The sequence below is a fragment of the Sphingomonas sp. Ell38C01 genome (assembly GCF_055231975.1).
This window is the reverse complement of the sequence record NZ_JBUYVA010000001.1, coordinates 1,293,963-1,316,239: the sequence shown is the minus strand read 5'-3', so window position 1 is coordinate 1,316,239 and position 22,277 is coordinate 1,293,963. Positions and strand designations below refer to the sequence as shown.

Genomic DNA, 22,277 nt, shown 5'->3' with positions numbered 1-22,277 from the left:
GTAATCTTTGCGAGAATCCGGCGCGTCCTCCCAACCCGCGGGATTTTACGCCACCCGCGTCAGAACCGTCGCGACACCCCGGCGTACAGCTCGACATCGGGCGCTGCACGGTTGAGCCCCGCCGCCGCCAGCACGTCGAACTGGAGGTCGCCCTTCGCCGCCCACGCCAGCGATAGTGCCGCCAGCGCCTGCGTCGAGCGGCCGCCGGGATCGCGGTCGCGCAGCACCTGCCCCTCGCCCGTCAGCGTCCAGGCCTTGTCGATCGCATAGGCCAAGCCCGCCGTCCCGCTATAGGCGAGATGCCGGCCACGTCCGTCCTGGTCGACCGCGGCGTCGATTTCGGGGGTCGCGTCGAGTGCCCAGCGATCCGACAGTTCGAGCGTCACCGGCACCAGGAACCCGGCCCCCCAGTCCCCCGCTCCCACCGGCGTCCGCCCCACCGGCAGCGTCGCGAACGGCAGCACCGCGATCGACAGCCCCGATCCGTCGGGGTCGCGCAGGTTCGCCTTCACGCCCAGCGACACGTCGCCGACCCGGTTCGCGGTATCGACCGCCCCCGTTGCCAAGTCCCGCGTGCGGACATGCCCGAACGGCGTCCAGCCGACGCGTGCCTCGATCGCGTCGCTCACCCCGACACGCACCAGCGTCTCGCCCGCGACGATGCCATCGGTACGCGAATCGCTCTGCCGATCGAGCGTCCAGTCCGCGAACCCGGTCTCGACCGACACCCGCCCCTTCGCCATCGTGCAGGCCGGCGTATCGAGTCCGGGCCGCTCGGGACAATAATCCCGCTCCTGCGCCGCGACCGGAGCGGCCGCCACGAGTGCCAGGCCGATCGACAGCCCGCGCATGATGCCCGCCATATCCATAGACCCCATAGCCCTACCCCTCGTCACCCCGACTTGATCCGGGGCCCCGCTTCTACCGGGTGCATCCTTCGATAAGAAGAAAACGGGCCCCCGGATCAAGTCCGGGGTGACGGGGATAGCGGCAGACACCGCTACCGATCCTATCGCAGCCGCACCCAGGTCGGGGCATGGTCGCTCGCCTTCTCGCGTCCGCGATGCGCCTTGTCGACGCCGGCCTCGAGCATCCGGTCCGCCACCGCCGGGCTCAGCAACAGGTGATCGATGCGGAACCCCGCGTCGCGCGCCCACGCGCCCGCCTGATAGTCCCAGAAGGTCCACACCCCGCCTTTGGGATGCCGCGTGCGCAGCGCATCGGTCCACCCCTGCGCGACCAGCGTGCGATAGCCTGCGCGGCTCTCGGGCTGCATCAAGGCATCCTCCGCCATCGCCCGCACCGAGAAGGTGTCGTCGTCGTTCGGGATGACGTTATAATCCCCCGCCAGCACCGCGGGCGCCTCCTCCACCAGCAACGCCGCAGCGCGCGCGCGCAGCCGGTCGATCCAGCGCAGCTTGTAGTCGAACTTGGGTCCCGGCCGCGGATTGCCGTTGGGCAGGTAGATCGACGCGACCACCAGTCCGTCGACCTCGCATTCGAGATAGCGGCTATGCTCATCCTCGGGCTCGCCCTCCAGCCCGCGCTGCCGCTCGACCGGATCCATACCCTTCGCCAGCACCGCGACGCCGTTGAATCCCTTCTGACCATGCCACACCGCACCGTAACCGGCGCCGCGGATATCGGCTTCGGGAAACGTCTCGTCGGAGGACTTCAACTCCTGCAGGCAGACGATATCGGGCTGTTCCTCGCCCAGATACTCGAGCAGCCGCGGCAGCCGCGCCTTGATGCCGTTGACGTTGTAGGTAACGATCTTCACGGCCGCGTCCCGGATTCTGGAGGATCAGACCGCGAAGCTGGTGCCGCAGCCGCAGCCGCTGGCCGCATTCGGGTTCTCGACCCGGAACGCCGCGCCGCCAAGCGATTCGACATAATCGACCTGGCATCCGCGGACGAGATCGAGGCTGACGTCATCGACCACCAGCCGCACGCCGTCGGTTTCGGCGACGGTGTCGTTCGCCTCGGCGGCGTCCGCGAATCCGAACTTGTACTGGAACCCGGAACACCCCCCGCCCTCAACCGAAAGGCGCAGGATCGCCGGCTTGCCCTGCTTCGCCGCGATCGCCGCGACGCGCGCGGCGGCGGAGGAGCTAAGGGCGATATCGGGTGCGAGCGTGGCCATGCGGGAGAGATAGGCCTTGCAAGGGCATGCGGCAATGGCGGGTCTGTCCTCGCCCCCCCCTTACCGCGTTCGTTTCGAGCGAAGTCGGGAAGCGTGCCACGACCGTAGCGCGTGATATCTCGACTTCGCTCGAAACGGACGGGCAATCGGGACCTGACTGGCCTCAGCTCAATCGAGCGGCGCGGGCCCCGTCGAAACCGGGATCGCCGCAACCGAGCGGTCCTGCGCAGCGAGCAGATAGTCCGCGGTCGTCAGGAACGGCACCGGGTTCACCGCGTGCCCGTCGATGCGGACCTCATAGTGGAGATGGCTGCCGGTCGAGCGCCCGGTCGATCCCATCATCCCGATCAGCTGCCCGCGCGTCACGCGGACATTGTCGGCGACGAGGATCTTCGAGAGATGGCCGTAGCGCGTCGCGATGCCCTTGCCGTGATTGATCTCGACGAGGTTGCCGTACCCGCCCTGCCGGCCTGCATGGCTGATGACGCCGTCCGCGGTGGCGTAGATCGGCGTGCCGATCGGGCCGGGAATATCGACGCCCGCATGCATCGCCGCGGAGCCGCGGAACGGATCGCTGCGGATCCCGAAATTGCTGGTGAAGGACAGATGCTGGACGGGCTGGACCGAGGGGATCGCGATCACGCCCTGCTCGAGCCGGTCGAGCTTCTTCCAGCTCTGGAACAGCGAGCGGAACTGCGCGTCGGCAGCGATGTCCGCGCTCGCCTCGGCGCTCGCAGCCTCGACCAGCGGTCCGCCCATCGCGGTGGATTTCGACCTGGCGATCACGCGCTCGGGCTTCAGTCCCAGCCGGCGGATTTCGGTGCTGGCGGTGGCGAGCCGCGCGTCGAGCTGCGCCTTGGCCTGCCCGGCCTGCGCCAGCTGTCGCTGCTCGACCTGCATGAAGGGCTCGATCGCGGGCGCCGCGACGCGATCCGCCGCAGGGTCGATCGCCAGCGTCGCCAGCGCCAGCTTGCGCGCGTCGCCCTTGCCGGTCAGCGCGGCGGCGATCAGGGCCTGGCGATGCTCGATCCGGGTCGCGTGGAGCTCGGCGGTATGACGGATCGTCGCGACCTTCGCGCGCATCTGCCCCAGCTTCGTCTCCATCTGCGCCAGCCGGGCCTGCGACACCGCCGGGGCCGTCAGCCCGCTCGCCTGCGCGGCGGAGGCGACGCCGTATCCCGAAAAGCCCATCATCACCGCCGCGACGCCGGCGATCGTCGCCTGCGCCCGCGCGGGCACCTTGAAGCGGCGCAGCGTACGCCCGTCGTGGAGGATGAAATCGCGGTCAGTGAACGGATTGGCGGCGAAAAGAGCGCGGGCCCGGGTGAACAGCGTGGCCGCAGGCGCGAAGATCGTCTTGGTCATGAACCTCAGGCGTTCCCATCGGACGGCGCCGGAACGGCCCCGTTCTTCACAAGATCTGGTTTGCAGGCCCCCCGCGCACCGGACGATGGTTACTGACCCGCCCCGTCACCCCGATGCAAGCGCGGCATAGTAATCCAGCGTCAGACCGGCAGCGGCGCGCGCCGAGTCGTTGAACGGCGGCTTAATCAACCCGCGAAAATGCTGTGCGATCAACGCTTGCCAGTGAGTCGGCGCGTCGATCCCGGCGGCATCCGCCGCATGGGTAAACCACCGCGTGCCCGCGCGGACGTGCCGGATCTCGTCGGTGAGGATCCGCGCGAGGATCCGGGCGGTAGCGGTATCGCCAGCCCCTTCGAACCGAAGGATCGTCGCCGGCGTCACGTCCAGCCCGCGCGCCTCGAGCACCATCGGCACCACCGCGAGACGCGCCATCGCATCCCCCGCGGTCGCCACCGCCGATTCCCACAACCCGTCATGCGCAGGCAGGTCGCCATAGTGCAGGCCGAACCCGCCCAGCCGCCGGTCGAGCAGCACGAAGTGCATCGCCTCGTCCGCGCCCACCGCGATCCAGTCGTCGACGAACGCGCGCGGGAATGCGCCGCCGAACCGCCCGGCCATGTCGAACGCCAGATCGATCGCGACGAACTCGATATGCGTCAGCGCGTGGATCAGCGCGACGCGACCGCGCTCCGACCCGCCCTTGCCCCGACGCGGCATCCGGTGCGGCGGCAGCAGCTCTGGCCGATCGGGACGCGCCGGCACCGCGGGCATCGCCACGTCGAACGCATGCGCCAGTCGCCCGCCGCGCCAGTGGCGCGCGACGGCGCGGGCGCGCTTCACCTTGGCATAGGGATCCGCCGTCTCGAGAACGGCGCGACAGGCGGCGGCGATGCTACCGCTCACACCGCCTTCGCCGCCTCCAGCATCGCGGCGGCGTGACCCGGCACCTTCACCTTGCGCCACGCCTTCACCAGCCGCCGCTCGCCGTCGAACAGGAACGTCGCGCGCTCGATCCCCATGTACGTGCGACCGTACATCGACTTTTCGACCCACACGCCGAAGGCTTCGCACGCGCTGCCATCCTCGTCGCTCGCCAGCGGCACCCTCAGCGCATGCTTCGCCGCGAACCTGGCATGACTGGCGGGCGTATCCTTCGACACCCCCAGCACGCGCACACCCGCCCCCGCGAACTCCTCGCCCAGCGCGGAAAAGTCCTGTGCCTCGCGCGTGCAGCCCGAGGTGTCGTCCTTGGGATAGAAATAGACGACCAGCGGCCCCTCGATTTCGGCCAGCCGGATCGCGGCGCCATCGGGCGCGACCACCGTCACGTCGGGTATCGTATCGCCTTCGGTCATCGCGCTTCTCCAATCCCGTCCCACACGCGCGCGACCTCCTGCCGGGTCGCCGCGAACGATGCAACCACCGCCGCCCAGTCGGGCAGGTGGAGCGCCCGCGCGATCAGGGCGCGCGTCGCCTCCGCGGGCGGCTGCGCGTCGGGCGCGACCAGGCGCAGCGTCACCAGCAGCCGCGTCAGCACGTCGTGCGCGCCGCGCATCCTCTCCGGCATCAGCCCCTGCCCCGCCAGCGCATCGATCGCGCGCGCCAGATCGGGGTCGAACCCGGCTCGATGGACCAGCTGCGTCACATGCACCGCGAACTCCAGGTCGACGAGCCCGCCCGGCAGCAGCTTCGCGTCGAGCGGCCCCGCGGGCGGCTTGTGCGCCGCCATCTCGTCGCGCATCCGCCGCGCATCCGACGCGACGTCATGCGCAGCCCGCGCGCCCGCCAGCACGTCGGCGACGATCGCCGCCAGCGCCGCGCGTGCCGCCGCCGATCCATAGACGGGGCGCGCGCGCGTCAGCGCCATGTGCTCCCACGTCCACGCCTCCTCGCGCTGGTATCGCGCGAACGAATCGACGCTGACGACCAGCGGCCCCTGCGTCCCCGACGGCCGCAGCCGCGTATCGATCGGATAGAGCGGCCCCGCCGCGGTCGGCACCGAGAGCGCCCCCGTCACCCGCTGCGCCATCCGGTTGTAATAGAGCGTCGCGCCCAGCGGCTTCGCCCCGTCCGATTCCGCGGTGAAATCGCCCGTGAACAGATAGATCAGGTCGAGGTCCGACGCATGCGTCAGCGCGCCGCCGCCCATCCGCCCCAGCGCCAGGATCACGAACTCGCTCCCCGGCACGCAGCCATGCGCCCGCGCGAACTCGGCGACGGTCGCATCCGCCAGCGTCACGATCGCGGCCTCCGCCACGCGCGCATAGCCATAGGCGACGTCGATCGGATCGGACGCGCCTGCGACGATCTGCGCGCCCAGCGCGAACCGCGTCTCGCCGACGACGCGGCGGACATGTTCCAGCTGCGCCTGGTAATCCTCGCCCCCGCGCATCCGCGCGGACAGCGCCTCGACGCTCTCCGCGGGCTCGAACGCGGTCGCGTCGATCAACCCGTCGAGCAGGTCGGGCCGCCGTCCAAGCTCCGCCGCCAGCGTCTCGGCATGGCTCAGGATCGCCGCCAGCAGCGTCGCCAGCGCGGGCCGCGCCTCCAGCAGGCGGAAGATGTTGACCGCGCTCGGCAACCGCTCGAGCAGCCGGTCGAGCCGCATCAGCGCCGCCTCGGGATCGGGCGCGGTCGCGAACGCCGCGACGATCGCGGGCAGCACCGCCTCCAGCGCCGCCTTCGCCGCCGGGCTGCGCAGCGCCGGGTACGCGCCGCCGCGCCACGCCTCGATCCGCCGCACCGCCCCGTCCGTCTCGACGAACCCGGCCTTTGCCAGTTGCCCCGCCAGCCGCGCCGAATCGGTCGACAGCGAGTCGCCCTCGTCGGGCGCCAGCGTGTCGTAGATCCGCGCGGTGGCGGTCACGTGCGGGCGCAGCGTGTCGAGCAACGCCGCGCCGTCCGCCACGCCGTCCAGCCGCGCGACCCGGTCGAGCGCGTCCCCCACCGGCAGCGCGTGCGTCTGGCGGTCGTCGATCATCTGCACCCGGTGCTCGACGGTCCGTAGCCGTTCGTAGCTCGCGGCCAGCGTCGCCGCATCCTCCGCCGCGATCCGCCCCGCCCGGGCCAGCGCCGCGAGCGCATCGCGCGTCGCGGGCGCCCGCAGCGACGCATCGCGCCCGCCATGCACCATCTGGTGGATCTGCGCGAAGAACTCCGCCTCGCGGATCCCGCCGCGCCCGCGCTTCAGGTCGTAGCCGGGGCCGAATGCCTGTCCCTGCGCATGGTGGTCGCGGATCCGTCGCGTGATGTCGAGGATCTCGCCCACCGCGCCGAAATCGAGGCTGCGCCGCCACACGAACGGCCGGATCGCGTCGAGGAAGCGTTGCCCCAGCGCCACGTCCCCTGCGCACGCCCGCGCCCGGATGAATGCCGCGCGCTCCCATGGGAGCGCCTGCGATTCGTAATAGCCGATCGCGGCATCCACCGGAATCGCGATCGGCGTCACTTCGGGGGAGGGGCGCAGCCGCAGGTCGACGCGCAGGACATAGCCGTCCCCGTCGCGCGCCTGCAGGATCTCGACGACTCGCCTGGCGATCCGCACCGCCGCTTCGGCCACGTCCTCGCGCGCGCGGTGTGGCAGCGTGGCGGGATCATAAATCAGGATCGGATCGATGTCGGACGAATAGTTCAGCTCGAAGCTGCCCTGCTTGCCCAGCGCCAGTGCGGCGAATCCGCGTGGCTCCGCCCCCGGCGTCCGCTCCTTGATCGCGGCGCGGATCGCGGTGTCGAGCGCGCGATCCGCGAACGCGGTCAGCGCCCCCGTCACCGCGGTCAGGTCGTATGCGCCCGCCAGGTCCGCGATCGCGACGCGCAGCGCCACGCGCCGCCGCTCCAGCCGCAGCGCACGCGCCACCGGGGCATCCCGCTCGACAAGGGCATCGACCAGGGGCACCTCGCCCTGCGCGAGTTGCGCCGCCAGCGCCGGCTCGCGATCGAGCAGCAGCGCGAGGAACGGCGCCTCGTCGCGCGCCCGCACGATCGCCGAAGCAAACGCCGCCACCGTGTCACTCATGCAAGGGTCCCGCCGCTTTCCGTCACCAGCCACGCCCGATCGCCGCCACACAGGCAACCATGCCCGTCGCCGACCGTTCTATCCAGCATGACCCGCTCGATCCCCTCCCGCCAGCGCGCCTCGACAGACGGCTATGTCGTTCCGCGCCCGCGTGACAGCGACTCGCTCGGTTTGTCGTTGCGCCAGGTTTTCGACGCGCCGGCTTCCGCGACCTGCGAGTTTGACGGTCTTCTCCAGTCGATCGATCGCGTCACCGCACGGCATTGAAGGCGCAAGGGTGCCGCAAACACGAGAAGAGCGGCCCGACCGCCGTCGAACCGCTCTTAAGTCCCGTCGACTGCTCGTTTTACCGTTCGCGACTGAGATCGTCGACTTCGCCCATGATCGTATCGAGCGCGGTCATTCCCACCTCGTTGCGATGTTCGCGACGCGACGGCAGCGATCCATCGCTTAGGATCTGCTCGAGGGCGACGCGCCCGCGCGCCACCCGGCTCTTGATCGTCCCGACGGCGACGTTGCAGATCTCGGCCGCCTCTTCATAGGCGAACCCGCCCGCGCCGACCAGGATCAGCGCCTCGCGCTGCGGCTGCGGCAGGTGGAGTAACGCACGCTGCATGTCGCCCAGCTCGACATGCCGGTCCTGACTCGCCGGCGCGGCGAGAATCCGGTCCGCGACCAGATCGTCCCACTCGCCCTTGAACCGCGCGCGGCGCATTTGCGAAAGGTAAAGGTTGCGCAGGATGATGAACGTCCAGGCACGCATGTTCGTGCCCGCCTGGAACCGCTTGCGCGCCGCCCAGGCCTTCAGCAACGTCTCCTGCACGAGATCGTCCGCCAGATCGCGGCTGCCCGAAAGCGATCGCCCGAACGCGCGCAGATGCGGAATCACCTGCGCCAGTTGCGTCTTGAACTCGGGATCGGAGAGCGAGACATGCTCTACGGGCGCGACGGCGATATCGTCTTCGTCACGCTGTTCGGTATCTGTCATGCTGCTCCGTCCGCTCCGGTCGGGCCGGGGATCGGCCTCTCCGGAGCGCGCAAGATAGGGTTGCGCCCGCGTTTCCGCCAGCCGTGTCGTCAACATAGTCGCGTCAGCGCAACAGGATAAACGCGAATATCGCGATCACCAGCACCAGCGAGATCGCCAGCACATAGCGCATCGTGCCACGGGTTTCCCCGGACCGTGCGTCTTCCGCGTCGATGTGAATGGGTTCGTTATCCTGGGCCATGGCGTATCAACCCTCCAGAACCGTTTTGGGTCCGTACCGACCGGTACGAACCCTGCTGTTTCGCGACGTATCGGCGTTATGCCGGGACCGTGCTCTGGTCGAAGAACAGCGCCTGGCTGATCGCGGCCTTGACGGTGGAACGCTGGAACGGCTTGGTGATGAGGAACGTCGGCTCGGGACGCTCGCCGGTCAGCAACCGTTCCGGGAACGCGGTGATGAAGATCACCGGCACGTCGAACTCGGCCAGGATGTCCTTCACCGCGTCGATTCCGGAGCTGTCGTCGGCCAGCTGGATGTCCGCCAGCACCAGCCCCGGGCGATCCTGCATCGCCAGCGCCACCGCCTCGTCGCGGGTCACCGCCACGCCCGTCAGTTCATGGCCTAGGTCGCGGACGATCGTCTCGATATCCATCGCGATGATCGGCTCGTCCTCGATGATGAGGACGCGTGCGCGCGTCTGATGCTCGATCTCGGCCATCGCCTCGGCGACGAGCGACTCCACTTCGGCATCGTCGACCTCGATCAGATACGCCGCATCCTCGGTGGTGAAACCCTCCATCGCGGTCAGCAGCAGCGCCTGCCGCGACAACGGGGTCATCCGCGCCAGTCGTGCGCGCGCCACCGCCTCCTGGCCCGCACCCTCGGCGTCGGCACTTTCGTCACCGACTTCGTCATAGTTCGCCGAGTTCCAGATCCCCTGGAACATCCGGTACAGCCCCAGCCGGGGATCGACGTCCTTGGGAAACTCCTCGGGCGCGGCGACGATCGCCTCCAGCGTCGCCCGCACATATTTGTCGCCATGTTGCTGGCTGCCGGTCAGCGCGCGGCCGTATCGGCGGAGGAAGGGCAAATGCGGGGCAAGCTGTTGTCCAAGCGACATCGAGATACGGTCTCCCTTGCGCCGACGCCCCTTGTGCAACGGGAGGCGACGGCCACGATTTTCAAAGCCCTGATTCCAAGGCACTGCCGACGAGTCCCCCGTCCCGGCGCGGCAGACCCCGCCCCCGACCGTTTTTTCGTCACGCGTCTGGAACCATCGAAGCGCTTTTTTGTTTCATCGTCCTGCGTGTCATTCGACACCGACTGATTTTTGTGGCCTTTCGACAGGCCGCGTGCGCCAACAGGGGCCCGACAGGGCGGTTCGGGGGTAGACGTTGCGTTCGGGGTCCAATTCTCCAGATAACCCGGCCGCTCCAGGGGCCGATGCCAAGACGAACGATGCCAAGGTGCGCAGCCCGAAGATCCACAGCAAGGATCGCGACATGGGATCGGCACTGCGCTCTGTCTACCAGAGAACGGTCGACGAGAAGGTGCCCGACGAAATGCTGTCCCTCCTCGGAAAGCTCGATTAAGCCACCCTCATGACCGTCGCGGATTCCGATCCGCGCTCGTCGGCAGCGCTCCGGGCCCCCCTCGAGCGCTGGCCGACGGGTGCGAAGCTCTTCATCATTCTCAGCGCCGCGCTGCTTCCGCTGGCGCTGATCGCGGTTTTCGCCACGCTGCGCACCAATCAGATCGCCGATACCGAAGCTCGCGCGCGATTGCGCGTCGCCGCGTCGGAAAGCTCGCGCGCGCTCGCGATCGAGCTGATCGGCGACATGACCGCGCTGCGCGTCGCCGCCGACGCGCTGGAAACCGATCGGGGCGATGCGCCGAGCTGCGCGCGCGTCCAGGGCGTCTTCGCCCCGCAACTCGCGACCGGCACGCGCTTCGCGATTCTGGATATTCGTGGACGCGTCCTGTGCGGCACCGGCTTCCCGGATGCCGCCGCCGTCACCCGCCGCCAGGACGATCTGCCGATCGCGGCGAAGATTGCGCCGGATCGCGGATTGATCCTGGGCGTCGCCAGCCGCTCGGGCCGCGTCACCGCCGCCGCGTTGTTCCCCACCGCGTTCCTCCGCCAGATCAGTCGGCCGAGCGGTTTCACGCCCGATTCGGCGATCACGCTAACCAGCGACGGCGAGGCGCTGGCGCTTCGGCCGCTAGCGATGGAAAGCCCGCTCGAGCGTCGCGAGACAAACCGGACCGCGCTCGGCATCGGCGATCTCGTGCTGGAGATGCAGGTGCGCAGCGCTCCGATCAGCTCGCCGCTGGTCATCGCAATGCTGTTGCCGCTGCTGATGTGGGCCGCCGCCGCCGGCATCGCATGGTTCGTCGTCGATCGGCTGCTGATCCGCCCGCTTCGCCACCTCCGTCGCAGCGTCGCCACCTTCACCCCCGGCGAGGAGATCGACACCGGCGACGCCAGCCTGTTTCCCGCGCAGGAGATCCGCGAGCTCGGCGACACGTTCCGCGCGATCAGCCGCACCGTTGCGCTTCACGAAGCCGGCCTCGCCGAGGGCCTCGTCCGCCAGACCAAGCTGACGCGCGAGGTGCATCACCGCGTGAAGAACAACCTCCAGGTCATCTCCAGTCTCATCAACTTCCACGCCCGCGGCGCGCGCACGATCGAAGCGACGCAGGCCTATGCCTCGATCCAGCGCCGCGTCGATGCGCTCGCAGTGGTGCATCGCCATCATTACGCGGAGATGGAGGAGAATCGCGGTCTGCCTCTCCGTCCCGTCCTTGGCGAGCTCTCCTCCAACATCCGCGCGACCGTGCCCGAAGGCAGCAGCATCGGGATCACGCTGGAGGTCGAGCCCTTCCTCGTGTCGCAGGACACTGCGGTCGCGGTCGCGTTCCTCGTGACCGAGACGATCGAGCTGGCGTCGTTCTGCGACGATGCCGCCAGGATCCGCATCTCGGTCAAGCCCGGGCCGGAGGGGCGCGCGATCCTGCGGGTCAGTTCGCCCGCGCTGATCGAGAGCGAGGCATTGCGCGAGGGATTGAACCATCGCTTCGGCCGCGTGATCGAGGGCCTGTCGCGCCAGTTGCGCGCGCCGCTCCACCACGATCCGCTCGTCGGCGCCTATGAAATCGCGATCGCGGTCACCGGACGCGACTGAACCCGCGGAAATCCCTGCGAAAGTTTTTCGCGGATTTTTTTTGAGCCCCGGGAACCCGACGCCATAAAGCTCGTTATGCAATACGGATCGCGACCTTATGCCCCCCCGCTATCGCGATCCACGCAATAGGCCCGGAAGCACCCACCCTCCCCCCCCCCGGTGGTGCTTCCGGGCCTTACTCGTTCCCGCGTCTGTCGTCCTCGATCGATAGGAACCCGGAACGATCCACCGCCCGAAACATTTCGTTGCCACTCGCTTTCGAGTGTTCAGGAGGTACGAAATGCGTAAACTGTTCGGAATCGCGATGATCGCCAGTGCACTGGTCCTCACCAGCGCGTGCAACACCGTCGAAGGCGTCGGCAAGGACGTGTCCTCCGCCGGCAAGACCGTCGCCAAGACCGCCGACGACGCGAAATAAGCCTCGCCGGACTGTCGCGAACGGGCGGGCGCTCTCAAGAGCGACCCGCCCTTTTCGTGTCGATATGTGCTGTGCTGACGTGCTAACGTGCTGACGGTCCACCTTACCCGATGGCGAATCAACGCGACCGAAGATCCCGCAAAAAATCGTCACCCCGGACTTGATCCGGGGTCCAGCTTCTTCTCCGACGCCACACGATAGGGGCACTCGGGATCAAGTCCGGGATGACGTGTTTGCGACGAAGCCGCTACTCGGCGATCGCAATCCAGCCGACACAGGTCGGGCGCGCACCGCTGCTCCGGTACGCCATCACCCTCAAGCCCTCACGCGTCCGCTTCCACCTCGACCGCCTTCGCGCGCCGCTTCTCGGTAAACCAGATCCCTACGATCGCCAACTCGTAAAGGATGCACAGCGGGATCGCGAGCAGCAGCTGCGACCCGATATCCGGCGGCGTCAGCACCGCAGCGATCGCGAACGACGCCACGATCGCATAGCGGCGCGCACCCTGCAGCTGCTTGCGCGTCACGATCCCCGCGCGCTCCAGCAGCATCAGCAGCACCGGCAGCAGGAACGCAAAGCCGAACCCGAACAGGAACTGCATGATGAACGACAGGTAATTGCCGATCGCGGGCAGCGCCTCCTGATGCACTCCGCCGACATCGCCCTGGAAGCTCAGCAGGAAGTGGAGCGCCATCGGCACCGCGACGAAATACGCCATCGACGCGCCCATCGCGAACAGAACCGGCGTCGCCAGCAGGAACGGCAGCAACGCGCGCTTTTCCTTGCGGTACAGCCCCGGCGCGACGAACTGCCACAGCTGGCTCGCCAGCACCGGGAACGAGATCATCATCGCCGCGAAGAACGCCACTTTCACCTGGACGAAGAACGCTTCGAACACCTGCGTGTAGATGACCGTCTTCTGCCCCGCCGCCAGCAGCGGCTGGACCAGGATCGCGAAGATGTCCTCCGCGAAATACCACGACACCGCGAACGCCACGACGACCGCCGCGATGCAGTACAGCAGCCGCCGACGCAGCTCGAGCAGATGGTCGAGCAACGGCGCGCGCGATTCGTCGATCTCGCTCACGAAAGCGCCTTTCCGTCGGCATCCGGTTCCTCAGACGGAGCGGGCGCAGGCTCGACGACCGGCTTCTCGACCATCACCGCGCGCGCCTCGCCGCCCTCGAACAGGCTCGGTTGCGTGGTAGGCGCGGGCATGTTGCGATGCTTGGCGCGCGACGGCGCGTCGGGCGCCGCGGCTTCCGGCGCATCGACCTCGTCGGAGACGCGATCGCCGGAGACGTGATCGCCAACGCCATGATCGACAGCGTCAGGCGCAGGTCCCTCGGTCGTCGGCGCCTCGATCGCGGGCACCGAAGTGGCGGGATGCTCGCGCATGATCCGCGCATTCTCCTCCGCCCACTTCTTCTCCATCTCGGCCAGCTCCGATTCGCGGACCATCTCGTCGAAGCCCGAGCGGAACTGCCGCGCGACGCCACGCGCCTTGCCCACCCAATAGCCGACGATCCGCATCGCCTTGGGCAGGTCCTTGGGGCCGATCACCACCAGCGCCACGAAGGCGACCAGCAGGAATTCGGACGGCGCGATATCGAACATCCGCTATGCCTTAGCGATTACGTGCGGGCGCGCCAGACGGAACTCAGCGATCCTCGCGGACGCGCTCGCCATCGCGGTCGAACGCGGGCTCGGCCGCCTTCTGCGCCTCGATCCGCGCGGACGGCTTGGCGGGCTCGTCCTCGTCGGCCATGCCCTTCTTGAAGTTCTTCACGCCCTTGGCGACGTCGCCCATCATGCTGGAAAAGCGTCCGCCGCCCAGCAGCAGGATCGCGACGACCGCGAGGATCAGGATATGCGGAAGGCTGAAGCTGCCCATGACGAGATATCTCCTGGAGTTATTCCCTATCTAGTCCTCCTCGTCCGCGTTTGCCACCGTCAGTTGCTCGAACGCGAGATCGACCGGATCGAGCAGCCCCGCCACGCGCAGGTCGTCGATCCCGGGCAGGTCGCGGCGCGATTCCAGCCCGAAATGCGTCAGGAACCCGGGCGTCGTCGCATAGGTCAGCGGTCGCCCCGGCACCTCGCGCCGCCCCGCCGGGCGCACCCATCCCGCCTCCATCAGCACGTCGAGCGTCCCCTTCGAGATCTGCACCCCGCGAATCGCCTCGATCTCGGCGCGCGTCACCGGCTCGTGATAGGCGATGATCGCCAGCGTCTCGATCCCCGCGCGCGACAGCCGGCGCACCTCCTCGCGGTCGCGCCGCAACAGGTGCGCCAGATCGCCCGCGGTCTGGAACTGCCACCGCTCGCCGCGCCGCACCAGCGCCACGCCGCGCCCCGCATAATCCCGCGCCAGCACCGCCAGCGCCCCCCCGATATCGCCCTCGCCCACATGCGCGCGGATCGCATCGACCGTCAGCGCCTCCGCCGCCGCGAACAACACCGCCTCGACCGCGCGGGCGAGATCGTCGGGCGGTGTCATGAAACGGGCGCCCGCAGGTAGAGCGGCGCGAACGGCGCGGCCTGCTCCAGTTCCACGCGCCCCTGCCGCGCCAGTTCCAGCGCGGCGAGAAAGCTCGACGCCAGCGCCGAGGCGCGAAACCGCCCCTCCGCCGCCTCGGGCAGGAACCGCTCGATCGCACGCCACTCGATCGCCGCGCCCACCAGCGCGGAGACCCGCGCGATCGCTGCCTCCAGCGTCATCACCTGCCGATCGTGGACGACGTGCATCACCGGCCGCGTCCGCGCCGCGGTCCGGCCATAGGCGGCGATCAGGTCGTAGAGGTCCACCCGCCACGCCGCCGTGCGCACCGTCCGCAGCCCCTCGGGCGCGGCGCGCACGAACACGTCGCGCCCCACCCGGTCGCGCGCCATCAGCCGCGCCCCCGCCTCGCGCATCGCCGACAGCCGCTCCAACCGCAACTGGAGCCGCAGCGCCAGGTCATCGGCGTCGGGCTCCGCCTCGGGATCGCGCGGCAGCAGCAGCGCCGATTTGAGATACGCCAGCCACGCCGCCATCACGAGATAGTCCGCCGCCAGTTCCAGCCGCAGCGCGCGGGCGCGATCGACATAGCGCAGATACTGCTCGACCAGCGCCAGGATCGAGATCGCGCGCAGATCCACCTTCTGCGCGCGCGCCAGCGACAGCAACAGGTCGAGCGGCCCCTCCCACCCGTCGAGGTCGAGCGTCAGCTGGTCGGGATCGGTCGGCATCGTGCGCCGATATAGCGCGACCGCCGGTGCACGTCTCTCCCTCCCCGGAAAGGAGGGGTCGGGGTGGATGGCTCGCAATCGCAGGCGATGTCAGTCCAAACCGGCCGCCCACCCCCCGGCCCTTCCTTCTCAGGAAGGAGAGCAGGCCGCCCGCAACGCATCCCGTTTCGCGACCAGCTCCGCGAAATCCCCCTGCGGCGCGCCGACGCTCGCCATCGCGCGATCGAGCCGCGCCAGCGACACCGCCGTCATGTCGGGCAAGCGCGACACCACCTCGATCATCTCGGGCATCCGCGCCCAGCAGTCGAGCACCACGTCGCATCCGGCCGCGATCGCGCCCGCCGCCTTCTCGCCGGGCGTGCCCGACAGCGCCTTCATGTCGATATCGTCGGTCATCAACAGCCCGCCGAACCCGATCCGCCCGCGGATCACATCGGCGATCACGGTCGGCGACAGCGTCGCGGGGCGCTCGCGGTCCCACGCCTCGAACACGATATGGCTCGTCATCCCCATCGGCGCCCCCGCCAGCGCGCGGAACGGCGCGATGTCCGCCTCCAGCTTGTCGTCGGAGGCGGAAACGGTCGGCAGCAGGTGATGCGAATCGACCAGCGCGCGGCCATGCCCCGGCATGTGCTTGACGACGCCGACGACCCCGCCGTCGCGCAGGCCTTCCAGCACCGCGCGCCCCATCGCCGCCACGCGCATCGGTTCGTGGCCATAGGCGCGGCACGCCACCGCCTCGGTCGTCTCGGCATGGACGACGTCGAGCAGCGGCAGGCAGTCGACCGTGATCCCCACCTCCGCCAGCATCAGCGCGATCGCCTGCGCGTTCGCGCGCGCCGCCTCGATCGCGGTCATCGGCGCGATATCGTAGAGCGCGTCGAAGACCGGCCCGCCCGGGAAGGCCGGCCACTCGGGCGGCGCCATCCGCGCCACGCGCCCGCCCTCCTGGTCGATCAGGATCGGCAGGTCGTCGCGCCCCGTCATCGCGCGCAGCGAATCGGTCAGCGCGCGCATCTGTGCGCGGCTGCCGCAGTTGCGTTTGAAAAAGATATACCCCGCCGGGTTCGCGTCCCGGAAGAAATCGCGTTCGTCGGCGGTGAGTTCGAGGCCGCTGAGGCCGAAGATGACGGGCTTCATGGCCGCCGCCTATGCCATGCGGGGTGCGACCGGGCCATAGCGCGGACGACAGGGAGGTATGGCGCTGATCTATCCCCCCAACCGCGTCACCCCGGCGAAAGCTGGGGTCTTGTGAGGAGGAAACGCAGCGCCAGCCCCAGGGAAACCCCGGCTTCCGCTGGGGTGACGTGCGAGGCTCACGTCCGATCAACTCGTGACGAAGCACCCCTCGCCCGCGACCTTCAGCCGCCCGCAGATATCCGCCGCCGCGTTCGCGCTGCCCGCGTTGACGCGCAGGCGGAACACCTTGCGGCCGTTCACGTCCGCCGCCTGGATCTGCTTGCCCAGCGTCGCGACATAGCCGAACCGCTTCGCGACCGCGCTCCACGCCGCGTTCGCCGCCGCCTCGCTCGGGAACGCGCCGAGCTGGACGAGCGCGCCGCCCGATCCCGCACCGGGCACGCTCGCCTTGGGCGCGCCGATCGGCGGCGCCGCGGCGAGCTTGCCGCCGCTCGCCGGCACCGGCGCGACCGTCCGCGTGCCGACCGCGACCGGCTCTGCAGGCGCGCCGCTTCCGGTGCGCTTGCCCGTCACCGGCGCCTCGGGCACCGCCTTAAGGTCGATCGCACTGCCGCCCGCGCCTGCGCCCGCGCTGGTCGCGATCGCCGAATCGCCCTCGCCCTCGACCTTAAGGCCGCCGGGATCGTCGGGACGGACCTTATAGTCCCCCTCCTGCGCCGCGATCAGGTCGCCATTGCCCTGCGGCCCGGCGCGGTTCGAGATCGTGTAGACCCCGAACACCACCGCCGCGAGCAACGCGAGCCCCAGCACCACGAACGCCGCGATCCGGGCGATGCCGGGGCCTTCGGGTTCGTCGGGCTCGACCGTCTCGAGCCAGGGGAGACGATCCTCGTCCTTCAGATCGATCTCGTCGGCCATCACTTCATCTCCGAAACCGCCACCACACCCATGATGGACAGCCCGTTACGGATAATCTGCGCGACGCCTTCGGCCAAGGACAGACGTGCGGCGGTAACCATCTTGTTGTCCTGAATAAGGAATCTGCGCTCCGGCAGGTCGTTCCCGACATTCCACGCCGCGTGGAGCGCAGCCGCCAAGTCATAGAGATAGAACGCGATTCTGTGCGGCTCGCGCGACGATGCGGCCGTCTCCACGATACGCGGAAATTGCGCCGCCAGCTGCACCAGCGCCAGGTCCTGCGTATCAAGAAGGGACAGGTCCGCCGTCTGCGGCTCCACCCCGGCCTCCGCCGCACGGCGATGCAGCGATGCGATCCGCGCATGCGCATACTGGACGTAGAACACCGGATTGTCCTTCGACGCCTCCACCACCTTGGCGAAGTCGAAGTCCATCTGCGCGTCCGATCGCCGCGTCAGCATCGTGAAGCGGACGACGTCCTTGCCCACCTCGCGCACGACGTCCGCCAGCGTCACGAAATTGCCCGCACGCTTCGACATCTTCACGGGCTCGCCCCCGCGCAGCAGCCGCACCATCTGGATCAGCTTCACGTCGAACCGCGTCTTCCCCCCGGTCAGCGCCTCCACCGCGGCGACGATCCGCTTCACCGTGCCGCCATGGTCCGCGCCCCAGATGTCGATCAGCTGGTCCGCCGTCTGGCTCTTTTGGAAGTGATAGGCGAGGTCGGCGCCGAAATAGGTCCACTGCCCGTTCGACTTGCGGATCGGCCGGTCCTGATCGTCGCCGAACTTCGTCGAGCGGAACAGCGGCAGCACCACCGGCTCCCAGTCCTCGGGCGTCTCGCCCTTGGGCGCTTCCAGCACGCCGTCATAGATCAGGTCGCGCGCGCGCAGTTCCGCCTCCGCCGCCTCGGGCTTGCCCGCCGCCTGCAGCTCCGCTTCGGACGAGAACAGGTCGTGGTGGATCCCCAACAGCGCCAGATCCTCGCGGATGAGCACCAGCATCGCCGCGACCGCGCGCGCGCGGAACACCGCCAGCCACTCCGACTCGGGCGCGCTCGCATAGGTGTTGCCGAACTCCGCGGCCAGCGCCTGCCCGACCGGGATCAGGTAATCCCCCGGGTACAGCCCCTCGGGCACAGCGCCGACCTCCTGCCCCAGCGCCTCGCGATACCTGAGGTGCGCGGAGCGCGCGAGCACGTCGACCTGCCCGCCCGCGTCGTTGACGTAATATTCGCGGATCACGTCGTGGCCTGCAAACTCGAGCAGGCTGGCGAGCGCATCGCCCACCACCGCGCCGCGGCAATGCCCCATGTGCATCGGCCCCGTCGGGTTCGCCGAGACATATTCGATGTTGACGGTGATGCCCCTGCCCGTCGTCGAGCGGCCGTAATCCGCGCCCGCCGCGTGGATCGCGGCCAGCTCGTCGCGCCACGTCGCATCGGTCAGCCGCAGGTTGATGAACCCCGGCCCCGCGACCTCGACCGCCGACACCGCATCGAGCGCGCCCAGCCCGGCGGCGATCTTGTCCGCCAGCGCACGCGGGTTGGTCTTCGCGGGCTTGGCCAGCACCATCGCCGCGTTGGTCGCCAGATCGCCGTGCGCCGGATCGCGCGGCGGCTCGACGGTCACGTTCTTCCGGTCGAGCCCGGCCGGCAGGTCGCCCGACGCGACGAGCGTATCGAGCACCGCATCGAGATGCGCGGCGAAACGGGGGTACAGGGTCATGGGCGTCCGGCGTATGTTCGAGGAAAGCCGCGCTCCTAGCGCAGCGTGGCGCGAAACCCAAACGCCGCTCCACGCCTCCCCGTCATCCCCGCGGACCTCTCTGTCATCCCCGCGAAAGCGGGGATCCATCCCCCACGCGTTATACAGGCGCAACCGCCGGGACCATCCAGACGCCCGGAGCTGGATCCCCGCCTTCGCGGGGATGACGAGACGTAGGAATGACGGAAGCGCTACACCCGCATCAACCCTTCCACCGCCGCACTCCGCGTCCCCACCGGGAACAAGGCCGCCATCGCCTTCCCCGGCTCGACGCCGTAATGCGCCGCCACCGCCCCGCCGATGAACGCGTCCAGCGCCGCGGTCGGCCGCAGGTCGCGCCCTTCGTACAGCGCCGCCGCCTGCAACCCGGGCCAGTCGGCCAGCACGCGTCCGCCCTTCACGCCGCCGCCGAACAGCATCGCCGCGGTCCCCGTCCCATGATCGGTCCCGCCCGTCCCGTTCACCGCGACGGTCCGCCCGAACTCGGTCGCGACCAGCACCACGGTGTCGCGCCACGCCGGCCCCAGCCCGGTGCGGATCGCGCCGATCATCGCATCCAGCCCCTTGAGCTGCGCCGCCAGCCGCCCGCGCTGCCCGGTATGCGTGTCCCACCCGCCCGTCTCGATCATCGCGATCCGCGCGCCGTCCGCGGGCGCGAGCAGCTTGGCCGCCAGCGCCCCCGTCGCCGCCGCGTTCGCCCCGCCATTCTGCGCCAGATCCCCGGTCAGCTGACGCGTCGACAGCGCCTCGCTCCACAGCCCGTGGAGCTGCGCATCGCCCTGATACAGCATCGTCACCCGCTGGAGCAGGTCGTCCGACGCGTCGGGCAGCGCGGAGGGCGCATAGGACGACACCTCGCGGCTCCCGCGCAGCGCCATCGGCACCGTCGCCGCCACCGCGATCGCGCGGCGATCCTCGGTCGGCACCACAGCCAGCATCCGGTTCAGCCAACCGTCCTTCACCTGATACGGCGACGCGCCCCCGCTTTCGAGCACGTTCTGCCCGTCGAAATGCGAACGATCACGATACGGCGAGGCGATCGCGTGCGCGAACAGCGCCTGCCCCTCGCCGTACAGCCCCGCCGCACTGGTCATCGCCGGATGCAGAGCGAACATCGAATCGAGCTTGGCGCCGGTCGCGAAGTCCGCCGCCATGTCGCCGCGGATGCCCGCGAACGCCGCGTCCCCCACCGGCGCGACGATGCCCAACCCGTCCGCCGCGCCGCGCTGGATGATGAACACGAAGCGCTTCTCGGTCGCCGCCTTCGCGAAGGCCAGCCGCGGCGCGATGCTCGCCGCCACCGCCGCCAGCGTCCCGCCCACCAGCAGCGAGCGCCGATCCGTCACACGATCCAACATGGCCGTCACCTCCGCATCATTTCGGGCGCCACGAGCAGCAGCGCGAGCGCCTGCCCGGGGCTTTCGGCGCGCGCCAGCGCCTGTGTCGTCACGGGCGAGACCGCCGCCGGGAACAGCGTCGGCGCCAGCGCGCGCGCGTCGATCGCGCCGCCCTGCCGCGTTGCGAACCGCTCCGCCGCCTCCACCCGCCGCATCACCGCGTCCGGCCCCGCCCAGGCCGGGGCGATATCGTCATAGCCGACGGGCTGCCCCGGCTTCCACACCGGCTGCCCCAGCTGGTTCATCAGCCCGACGACCGATCCGCCCGCCGCCTGCGTCATCCCCAGCGCGCGCATCGCGGAGATCGACCATTCCCAGGGCGACTTGAACTTCACCGGCCGCGCCACCCAGGCCTCGGGCGAATCGATGATCGCGCGATAGACGGTCGGCAGGTCGCCGCCGGACTTCAGATAGACCGCGGTCAGCCGCTCGACCATCGCGGGCGGTGGCGCGTCGCCCGCGAAATGCCGCGCCAGCTTCGTCGCCAGATGCCGCGCGGTGGCCGGGCTCGCGGCGAGATCGGCGAGCACCGCCTGTGCCTGCGCCTCGCCACCCTCCGCATAATGCTTCCCGACGATCGTCCGCGCGCCCGGCTCGTGCAGCCGCTCCGCGAACAGGAACGCGCCCGGCGTCCCGCCATCGGTCCCCGCCAGCCGCGCGCCCGGCCCGCCCCCGATCCCCGCGACCGTCCACCCGGTCATCGCGCGCGCGAACTCGGTGACGTCGGCCTGCGTGTACCCGGTCCGCACGCCGAGCGTGTGCAACTCCATGATCTCGCGCGCGAGGTTCTCGTTCAGCCCCACCTTGCGCGCATTGGGTCGCGCCGCGACGCGCTGCCCCACCGCGCTGTTCGGGCCCACCGATACCGCCTGGTCGAGATACAGCAGCATCGCGGGATGCCGCTCCACCGCGTTCAGCATGTCGCCGAAGCGTCCCAGCACGTGCGGCCGGATCGCCTCCATCTCCAGCGTCCCGCCAAGCCCGATCACCTCAAGCTTGTCCGCCGAGACGGCGAAATGATTCGCCCAGAAATGCACCAGCCGCTCGACGAACGGCGCGGGCGTGGTCAACGCAGCCGTCGCGCGCGCGCCGACCAGCGCGGCATAGTCCGCGCGCGCATCGCGCCCTGCCTGCTGGCGTGCGGCCTGGAACGGGTCCGTCACCGTCGGTGTGACCGCTGCTGTCCCCGGTGCCATCGTCTGCACCGCCGCCATCGACGACGCCCCCCCGGGGGCCGGCATCTGCGCCCCGGCCATCGTATCACCTGCGCCTGGAGCCACAGCCGACCCCGCCCGGGCCTGCGCACGGAAATCGCGGCGTGGCCCGTATTGCGCGCGCAACGCGCGCTGCTGAGCCTGATACGCCGCCAGTTCCCCTGCGACCGCCGCGCTGGCCGGCGCTGCGGCCACCTGCGCGGGCCGCGCGTCATAAGCCTCGAACTGCGCGCGCAACCAGCGGCGCGGATCACCCGATACCGGCGCATCCGCGCGGCCACCGAGGCCGAACCGGTTGATCGCGATGGAAAGGCTCGAGTCGGTGTCGGACATGGGACGTACCTCGATCACTGTCCCCCGGCTTTCCGCCCCATTTGTCGCAGAAGTTTGCCCGGCGTCGAAGGTATACGATTGCGTTTTCTGCAAGTCGCGCTGCACCGTACGCGTTTGCAACCTATTGTGCGCCGCAATATCTCAGGCTTCGGAAGTCGGGAG

The 22,277-nt window shown here is 69.5% G+C and carries 24 protein-coding genes; 4 read left to right on the top strand and 20 right to left on the bottom strand.

The features are described from left to right. Positions 1-59: 59 nt before the first annotated feature. From ACV7NO_RS06155 to glnE, 7 genes are all read right to left on the bottom strand, one after another. Positions 60-878, bottom strand: coding sequence for a transporter (locus ACV7NO_RS06155; protein ID WP_463405134.1), 819 nt, complete (start codon positions 876-878; stop codon positions 60-62). A 131-nt stretch (positions 879-1,009) separates the two neighbouring features. Then, positions 1,010-1,780, bottom strand: coding sequence for an exodeoxyribonuclease III (gene xth, locus ACV7NO_RS06150; protein ID WP_463405133.1), 771 nt, complete (start codon positions 1,778-1,780; stop codon positions 1,010-1,012). Positions 1,781-1,804: 24 nt separating this feature from the next. Beyond that, on the bottom strand, positions 1,805-2,143 hold the full coding sequence (gene erpA, locus ACV7NO_RS06145; protein WP_463405132.1) for an iron-sulfur cluster insertion protein ErpA: 339 nt from the start codon (positions 2,141-2,143) through the stop codon (positions 1,805-1,807). 168 nt (positions 2,144-2,311) lie between these two features. Further along, on the bottom strand, positions 2,312-3,508 hold the full coding sequence (locus ACV7NO_RS06140; protein WP_463405131.1) for a peptidoglycan DD-metalloendopeptidase family protein: 1,197 nt from the start codon (positions 3,506-3,508) through the stop codon (positions 2,312-2,314). A gap of 105 nt (positions 3,509-3,613) precedes the next feature. Continuing rightward, on the bottom strand, positions 3,614-4,411 hold the full coding sequence (locus ACV7NO_RS06135; RefSeq protein WP_463405130.1) for a ferritin-like domain-containing protein: 798 nt from the start codon (positions 4,409-4,411) through the stop codon (positions 3,614-3,616). Continuing rightward, positions 4,408-4,863, bottom strand: a complete 456-nt coding sequence (locus tag ACV7NO_RS06130) for a peroxiredoxin (RefSeq protein WP_463405129.1) — start codon at positions 4,861-4,863, stop codon at positions 4,408-4,410. Before ACV7NO_RS06130 ends, ACV7NO_RS06135 begins: the two co-directional genes overlap by 4 nt. Further along, positions 4,860-7,523, bottom strand: coding sequence for a bifunctional [glutamate--ammonia ligase]-adenylyl-L-tyrosine phosphorylase/[glutamate--ammonia-ligase] adenylyltransferase (gene glnE, locus ACV7NO_RS06125; RefSeq protein WP_463405128.1), 2,664 nt, complete (start codon positions 7,521-7,523; stop codon positions 4,860-4,862). The genes ACV7NO_RS06130 and glnE overlap by 4 nt, the downstream gene beginning before the upstream one ends. An 87-nt stretch (positions 7,524-7,610) precedes the next feature. Between glnE and ACV7NO_RS06120 the strand changes: the two genes are divergently transcribed. Next, positions 7,611-7,790, top strand: a complete 180-nt coding sequence (locus tag ACV7NO_RS06120; protein ID WP_463405127.1) for a hypothetical protein — start codon at positions 7,611-7,613, stop codon at positions 7,788-7,790. A 79-nt stretch (positions 7,791-7,869) separates the two neighbouring features. Here ACV7NO_RS06120 and ACV7NO_RS06115 read toward each other — a convergent pair whose 3' ends face one another. From ACV7NO_RS06115 to ACV7NO_RS06105, 3 genes are all read right to left on the bottom strand, one after another. After that, entirely contained in the window at positions 7,870-8,511 is a 642-nt protein-coding gene (locus ACV7NO_RS06115; protein ID WP_463405126.1) for a sigma-70 family RNA polymerase sigma factor, read from the bottom strand. A 103-nt stretch (positions 8,512-8,614) separates the two neighbouring features. After that, positions 8,615-8,752 carry a hypothetical protein gene (locus ACV7NO_RS06110; protein ID WP_463405125.1) on the bottom strand — a complete coding sequence of 46 codons (138 nt, stop codon included), beginning with the start codon at positions 8,750-8,752 and terminating at the stop codon, positions 8,615-8,617. Positions 8,753-8,828: 76 nt separating this feature from the next. After that, positions 8,829-9,632, bottom strand: coding sequence for a response regulator (locus ACV7NO_RS06105; RefSeq protein ID WP_463405124.1), 804 nt, complete (start codon positions 9,630-9,632; stop codon positions 8,829-8,831). Positions 9,633-9,906: 274 nt separating this feature from the next. Here ACV7NO_RS06105 and ACV7NO_RS06100 point away from each other — a divergent pair, with 274 nt between their 5' ends. From ACV7NO_RS06100 to ACV7NO_RS06090, 3 genes are all read left to right on the top strand, one after another. Then, the gene (locus tag ACV7NO_RS06100; protein WP_463405123.1) at positions 9,907-10,104 is read left to right on the top strand and encodes a NepR family anti-sigma factor; all 198 of its coding nucleotides are present in this window, start codon (positions 9,907-9,909) and stop codon (positions 10,102-10,104) included. 9 nt (positions 10,105-10,113) lie between these two features. Further along, on the top strand, positions 10,114-11,697 hold the full coding sequence (locus ACV7NO_RS06095; RefSeq protein ID WP_463405122.1) for a sensor histidine kinase: 1,584 nt from the start codon (positions 10,114-10,116) through the stop codon (positions 11,695-11,697). A gap of 280 nt (positions 11,698-11,977) precedes the next feature. Continuing rightward, on the top strand, positions 11,978-12,115 hold the full coding sequence (locus tag ACV7NO_RS06090; protein WP_463405121.1) for an entericidin A/B family lipoprotein: 138 nt from the start codon (positions 11,978-11,980) through the stop codon (positions 12,113-12,115). A gap of 323 nt (positions 12,116-12,438) precedes the next feature. Here the strand turns inward: ACV7NO_RS06090 and tatC are convergent, their stop codons facing one another. The 10 genes from tatC to ACV7NO_RS06040 form a co-directional block, all read right to left on the bottom strand. Then, positions 12,439-13,203 (bottom strand): twin-arginine translocase subunit TatC, encoded by a 765-nt coding sequence (gene tatC / locus ACV7NO_RS06085; RefSeq protein WP_463405120.1) that lies wholly within the window; start codon positions 13,201-13,203, stop codon positions 12,439-12,441. Next, positions 13,200-13,733, bottom strand: coding sequence for a Sec-independent protein translocase protein TatB (gene tatB / locus ACV7NO_RS06080; protein ID WP_463405119.1), 534 nt, complete (start codon positions 13,731-13,733; stop codon positions 13,200-13,202). The genes tatC and tatB overlap by 4 nt, the downstream gene beginning before the upstream one ends. Before the next feature lie 43 nt (positions 13,734-13,776). Next, a complete protein-coding gene (locus tag ACV7NO_RS06075) occupies positions 13,777-14,010 on the bottom strand; it encodes a Sec-independent protein translocase subunit TatA (protein ID WP_463405118.1) in 234 nt (77 codons plus the stop codon). Positions 14,011-14,040: 30 nt separating this feature from the next. Next, positions 14,041-14,616: an SMC-Scp complex subunit ScpB gene (gene scpB, locus ACV7NO_RS06070; protein WP_463405117.1), complete on the bottom strand. Its 576-nt coding sequence runs from the start codon at positions 14,614-14,616 to the stop codon at positions 14,041-14,043. Beyond that, positions 14,613-15,347, bottom strand: a complete 735-nt coding sequence (locus tag ACV7NO_RS06065) for a segregation and condensation protein A (RefSeq protein ID WP_463405116.1) — start codon at positions 15,345-15,347, stop codon at positions 14,613-14,615. The genes scpB and ACV7NO_RS06065 overlap by 4 nt, the downstream gene beginning before the upstream one ends. 129 nt (positions 15,348-15,476) lie before the next feature. After that, on the bottom strand, positions 15,477-16,487 hold the full coding sequence (locus ACV7NO_RS06060) for a glycoside hydrolase family 3 N-terminal domain-containing protein (protein WP_463405115.1): 1,011 nt from the start codon (positions 16,485-16,487) through the stop codon (positions 15,477-15,479). 186 nt (positions 16,488-16,673) lie between these two features. Further along, complete coding sequence (locus tag ACV7NO_RS06055) at positions 16,674-17,405, bottom strand: SPOR domain-containing protein (RefSeq protein ID WP_463405114.1); 732 nt, start codon at positions 17,403-17,405, stop codon at positions 16,674-16,676. Then, a complete protein-coding gene (gene argS, locus ACV7NO_RS06050; protein WP_463405113.1) occupies positions 17,405-19,132 on the bottom strand; it encodes an arginine--tRNA ligase in 1,728 nt (575 codons plus the stop codon). Before argS ends, ACV7NO_RS06055 begins: the two co-directional genes overlap by 1 nt. Positions 19,133-19,362: 230 nt before the next feature. After that, a complete protein-coding gene (locus tag ACV7NO_RS06045) occupies positions 19,363-20,529 on the bottom strand; it encodes a DUF1501 domain-containing protein (RefSeq protein WP_463405112.1) in 1,167 nt (388 codons plus the stop codon). Between the two features lie 5 nt (positions 20,530-20,534). Continuing rightward, positions 20,535-22,115, bottom strand: a complete 1,581-nt coding sequence (locus tag ACV7NO_RS06040) for a DUF1800 domain-containing protein (protein WP_463405111.1) — start codon at positions 22,113-22,115, stop codon at positions 20,535-20,537. Between the last annotated feature and the right edge of the window lie 162 nt (positions 22,116-22,277).

Excerpts from the sequence above, each read along its gene's own strand:
- ACV7NO_RS06155 (WP_463405134.1), bottom strand. The coding sequence starts at position 878 with ATGGGGTCTATGGATATGGCGGGCATCATGCGCGGGCTGTCGATCGGC.
- erpA (WP_463405132.1), bottom strand. The coding sequence starts at position 2,143 with ATGGCCACGCTCGCACCCGATATCGCCCTTAGCTCCTCCGCCGCCGCG.
- ACV7NO_RS06140 (WP_463405131.1), bottom strand. The coding sequence starts at position 3,508 with ATGACCAAGACGATCTTCGCGCCTGCGGCCACGCTGTTCACCCGGGCC.
- ACV7NO_RS06130 (WP_463405129.1), bottom strand. The coding sequence starts at position 4,863 with ATGACCGAAGGCGATACGATACCCGACGTGACGGTGGTCGCGCCCGAT.
- glnE (WP_463405128.1), bottom strand. The coding sequence starts at position 7,523 with ATGAGTGACACGGTGGCGGCGTTTGCTTCGGCGATCGTGCGGGCGCGC.
- ACV7NO_RS06120 (WP_463405127.1), top strand. The coding sequence starts at position 7,611 with ATGACCCGCTCGATCCCCTCCCGCCAGCGCGCCTCGACAGACGGCTAT.
- ACV7NO_RS06115 (WP_463405126.1), bottom strand. The coding sequence starts at position 8,511 with ATGACAGATACCGAACAGCGTGACGAAGACGATATCGCCGTCGCGCCC.
- ACV7NO_RS06110 (WP_463405125.1), bottom strand. The coding sequence starts at position 8,752 with ATGGCCCAGGATAACGAACCCATTCACATCGACGCGGAAGACGCACGG.
- ACV7NO_RS06105 (WP_463405124.1), bottom strand. The coding sequence starts at position 9,632 with ATGTCGCTTGGACAACAGCTTGCCCCGCATTTGCCCTTCCTCCGCCGA.
- ACV7NO_RS06095 (WP_463405122.1), top strand. The coding sequence starts at position 10,114 with ATGACCGTCGCGGATTCCGATCCGCGCTCGTCGGCAGCGCTCCGGGCC.
- ACV7NO_RS06090 (WP_463405121.1), top strand. The coding sequence starts at position 11,978 with ATGCGTAAACTGTTCGGAATCGCGATGATCGCCAGTGCACTGGTCCTC.
- tatB (WP_463405119.1), bottom strand. The coding sequence starts at position 13,733 with ATGTTCGATATCGCGCCGTCCGAATTCCTGCTGGTCGCCTTCGTGGCG.
- ACV7NO_RS06075 (WP_463405118.1), bottom strand. The coding sequence starts at position 14,010 with ATGGGCAGCTTCAGCCTTCCGCATATCCTGATCCTCGCGGTCGTCGCG.
- scpB (WP_463405117.1), bottom strand. The coding sequence starts at position 14,616 with ATGACACCGCCCGACGATCTCGCCCGCGCGGTCGAGGCGGTGTTGTTC.
- ACV7NO_RS06065 (WP_463405116.1), bottom strand. The coding sequence starts at position 15,347 with ATGCCGACCGATCCCGACCAGCTGACGCTCGACCTCGACGGGTGGGAG.
- ACV7NO_RS06060 (WP_463405115.1), bottom strand. The coding sequence starts at position 16,487 with ATGAAGCCCGTCATCTTCGGCCTCAGCGGCCTCGAACTCACCGCCGAC.
- ACV7NO_RS06055 (WP_463405114.1), bottom strand. The coding sequence starts at position 17,405 with ATGGCCGACGAGATCGATCTGAAGGACGAGGATCGTCTCCCCTGGCTC.
- argS (WP_463405113.1), bottom strand. The coding sequence starts at position 19,132 with ATGACCCTGTACCCCCGTTTCGCCGCGCATCTCGATGCGGTGCTCGAT.
- ACV7NO_RS06045 (WP_463405112.1), bottom strand. The coding sequence starts at position 20,529 with ATGTTGGATCGTGTGACGGATCGGCGCTCGCTGCTGGTGGGCGGGACG.
- ACV7NO_RS06040 (WP_463405111.1), bottom strand. The coding sequence starts at position 22,115 with ATGTCCGACACCGACTCGAGCCTTTCCATCGCGATCAACCGGTTCGGC.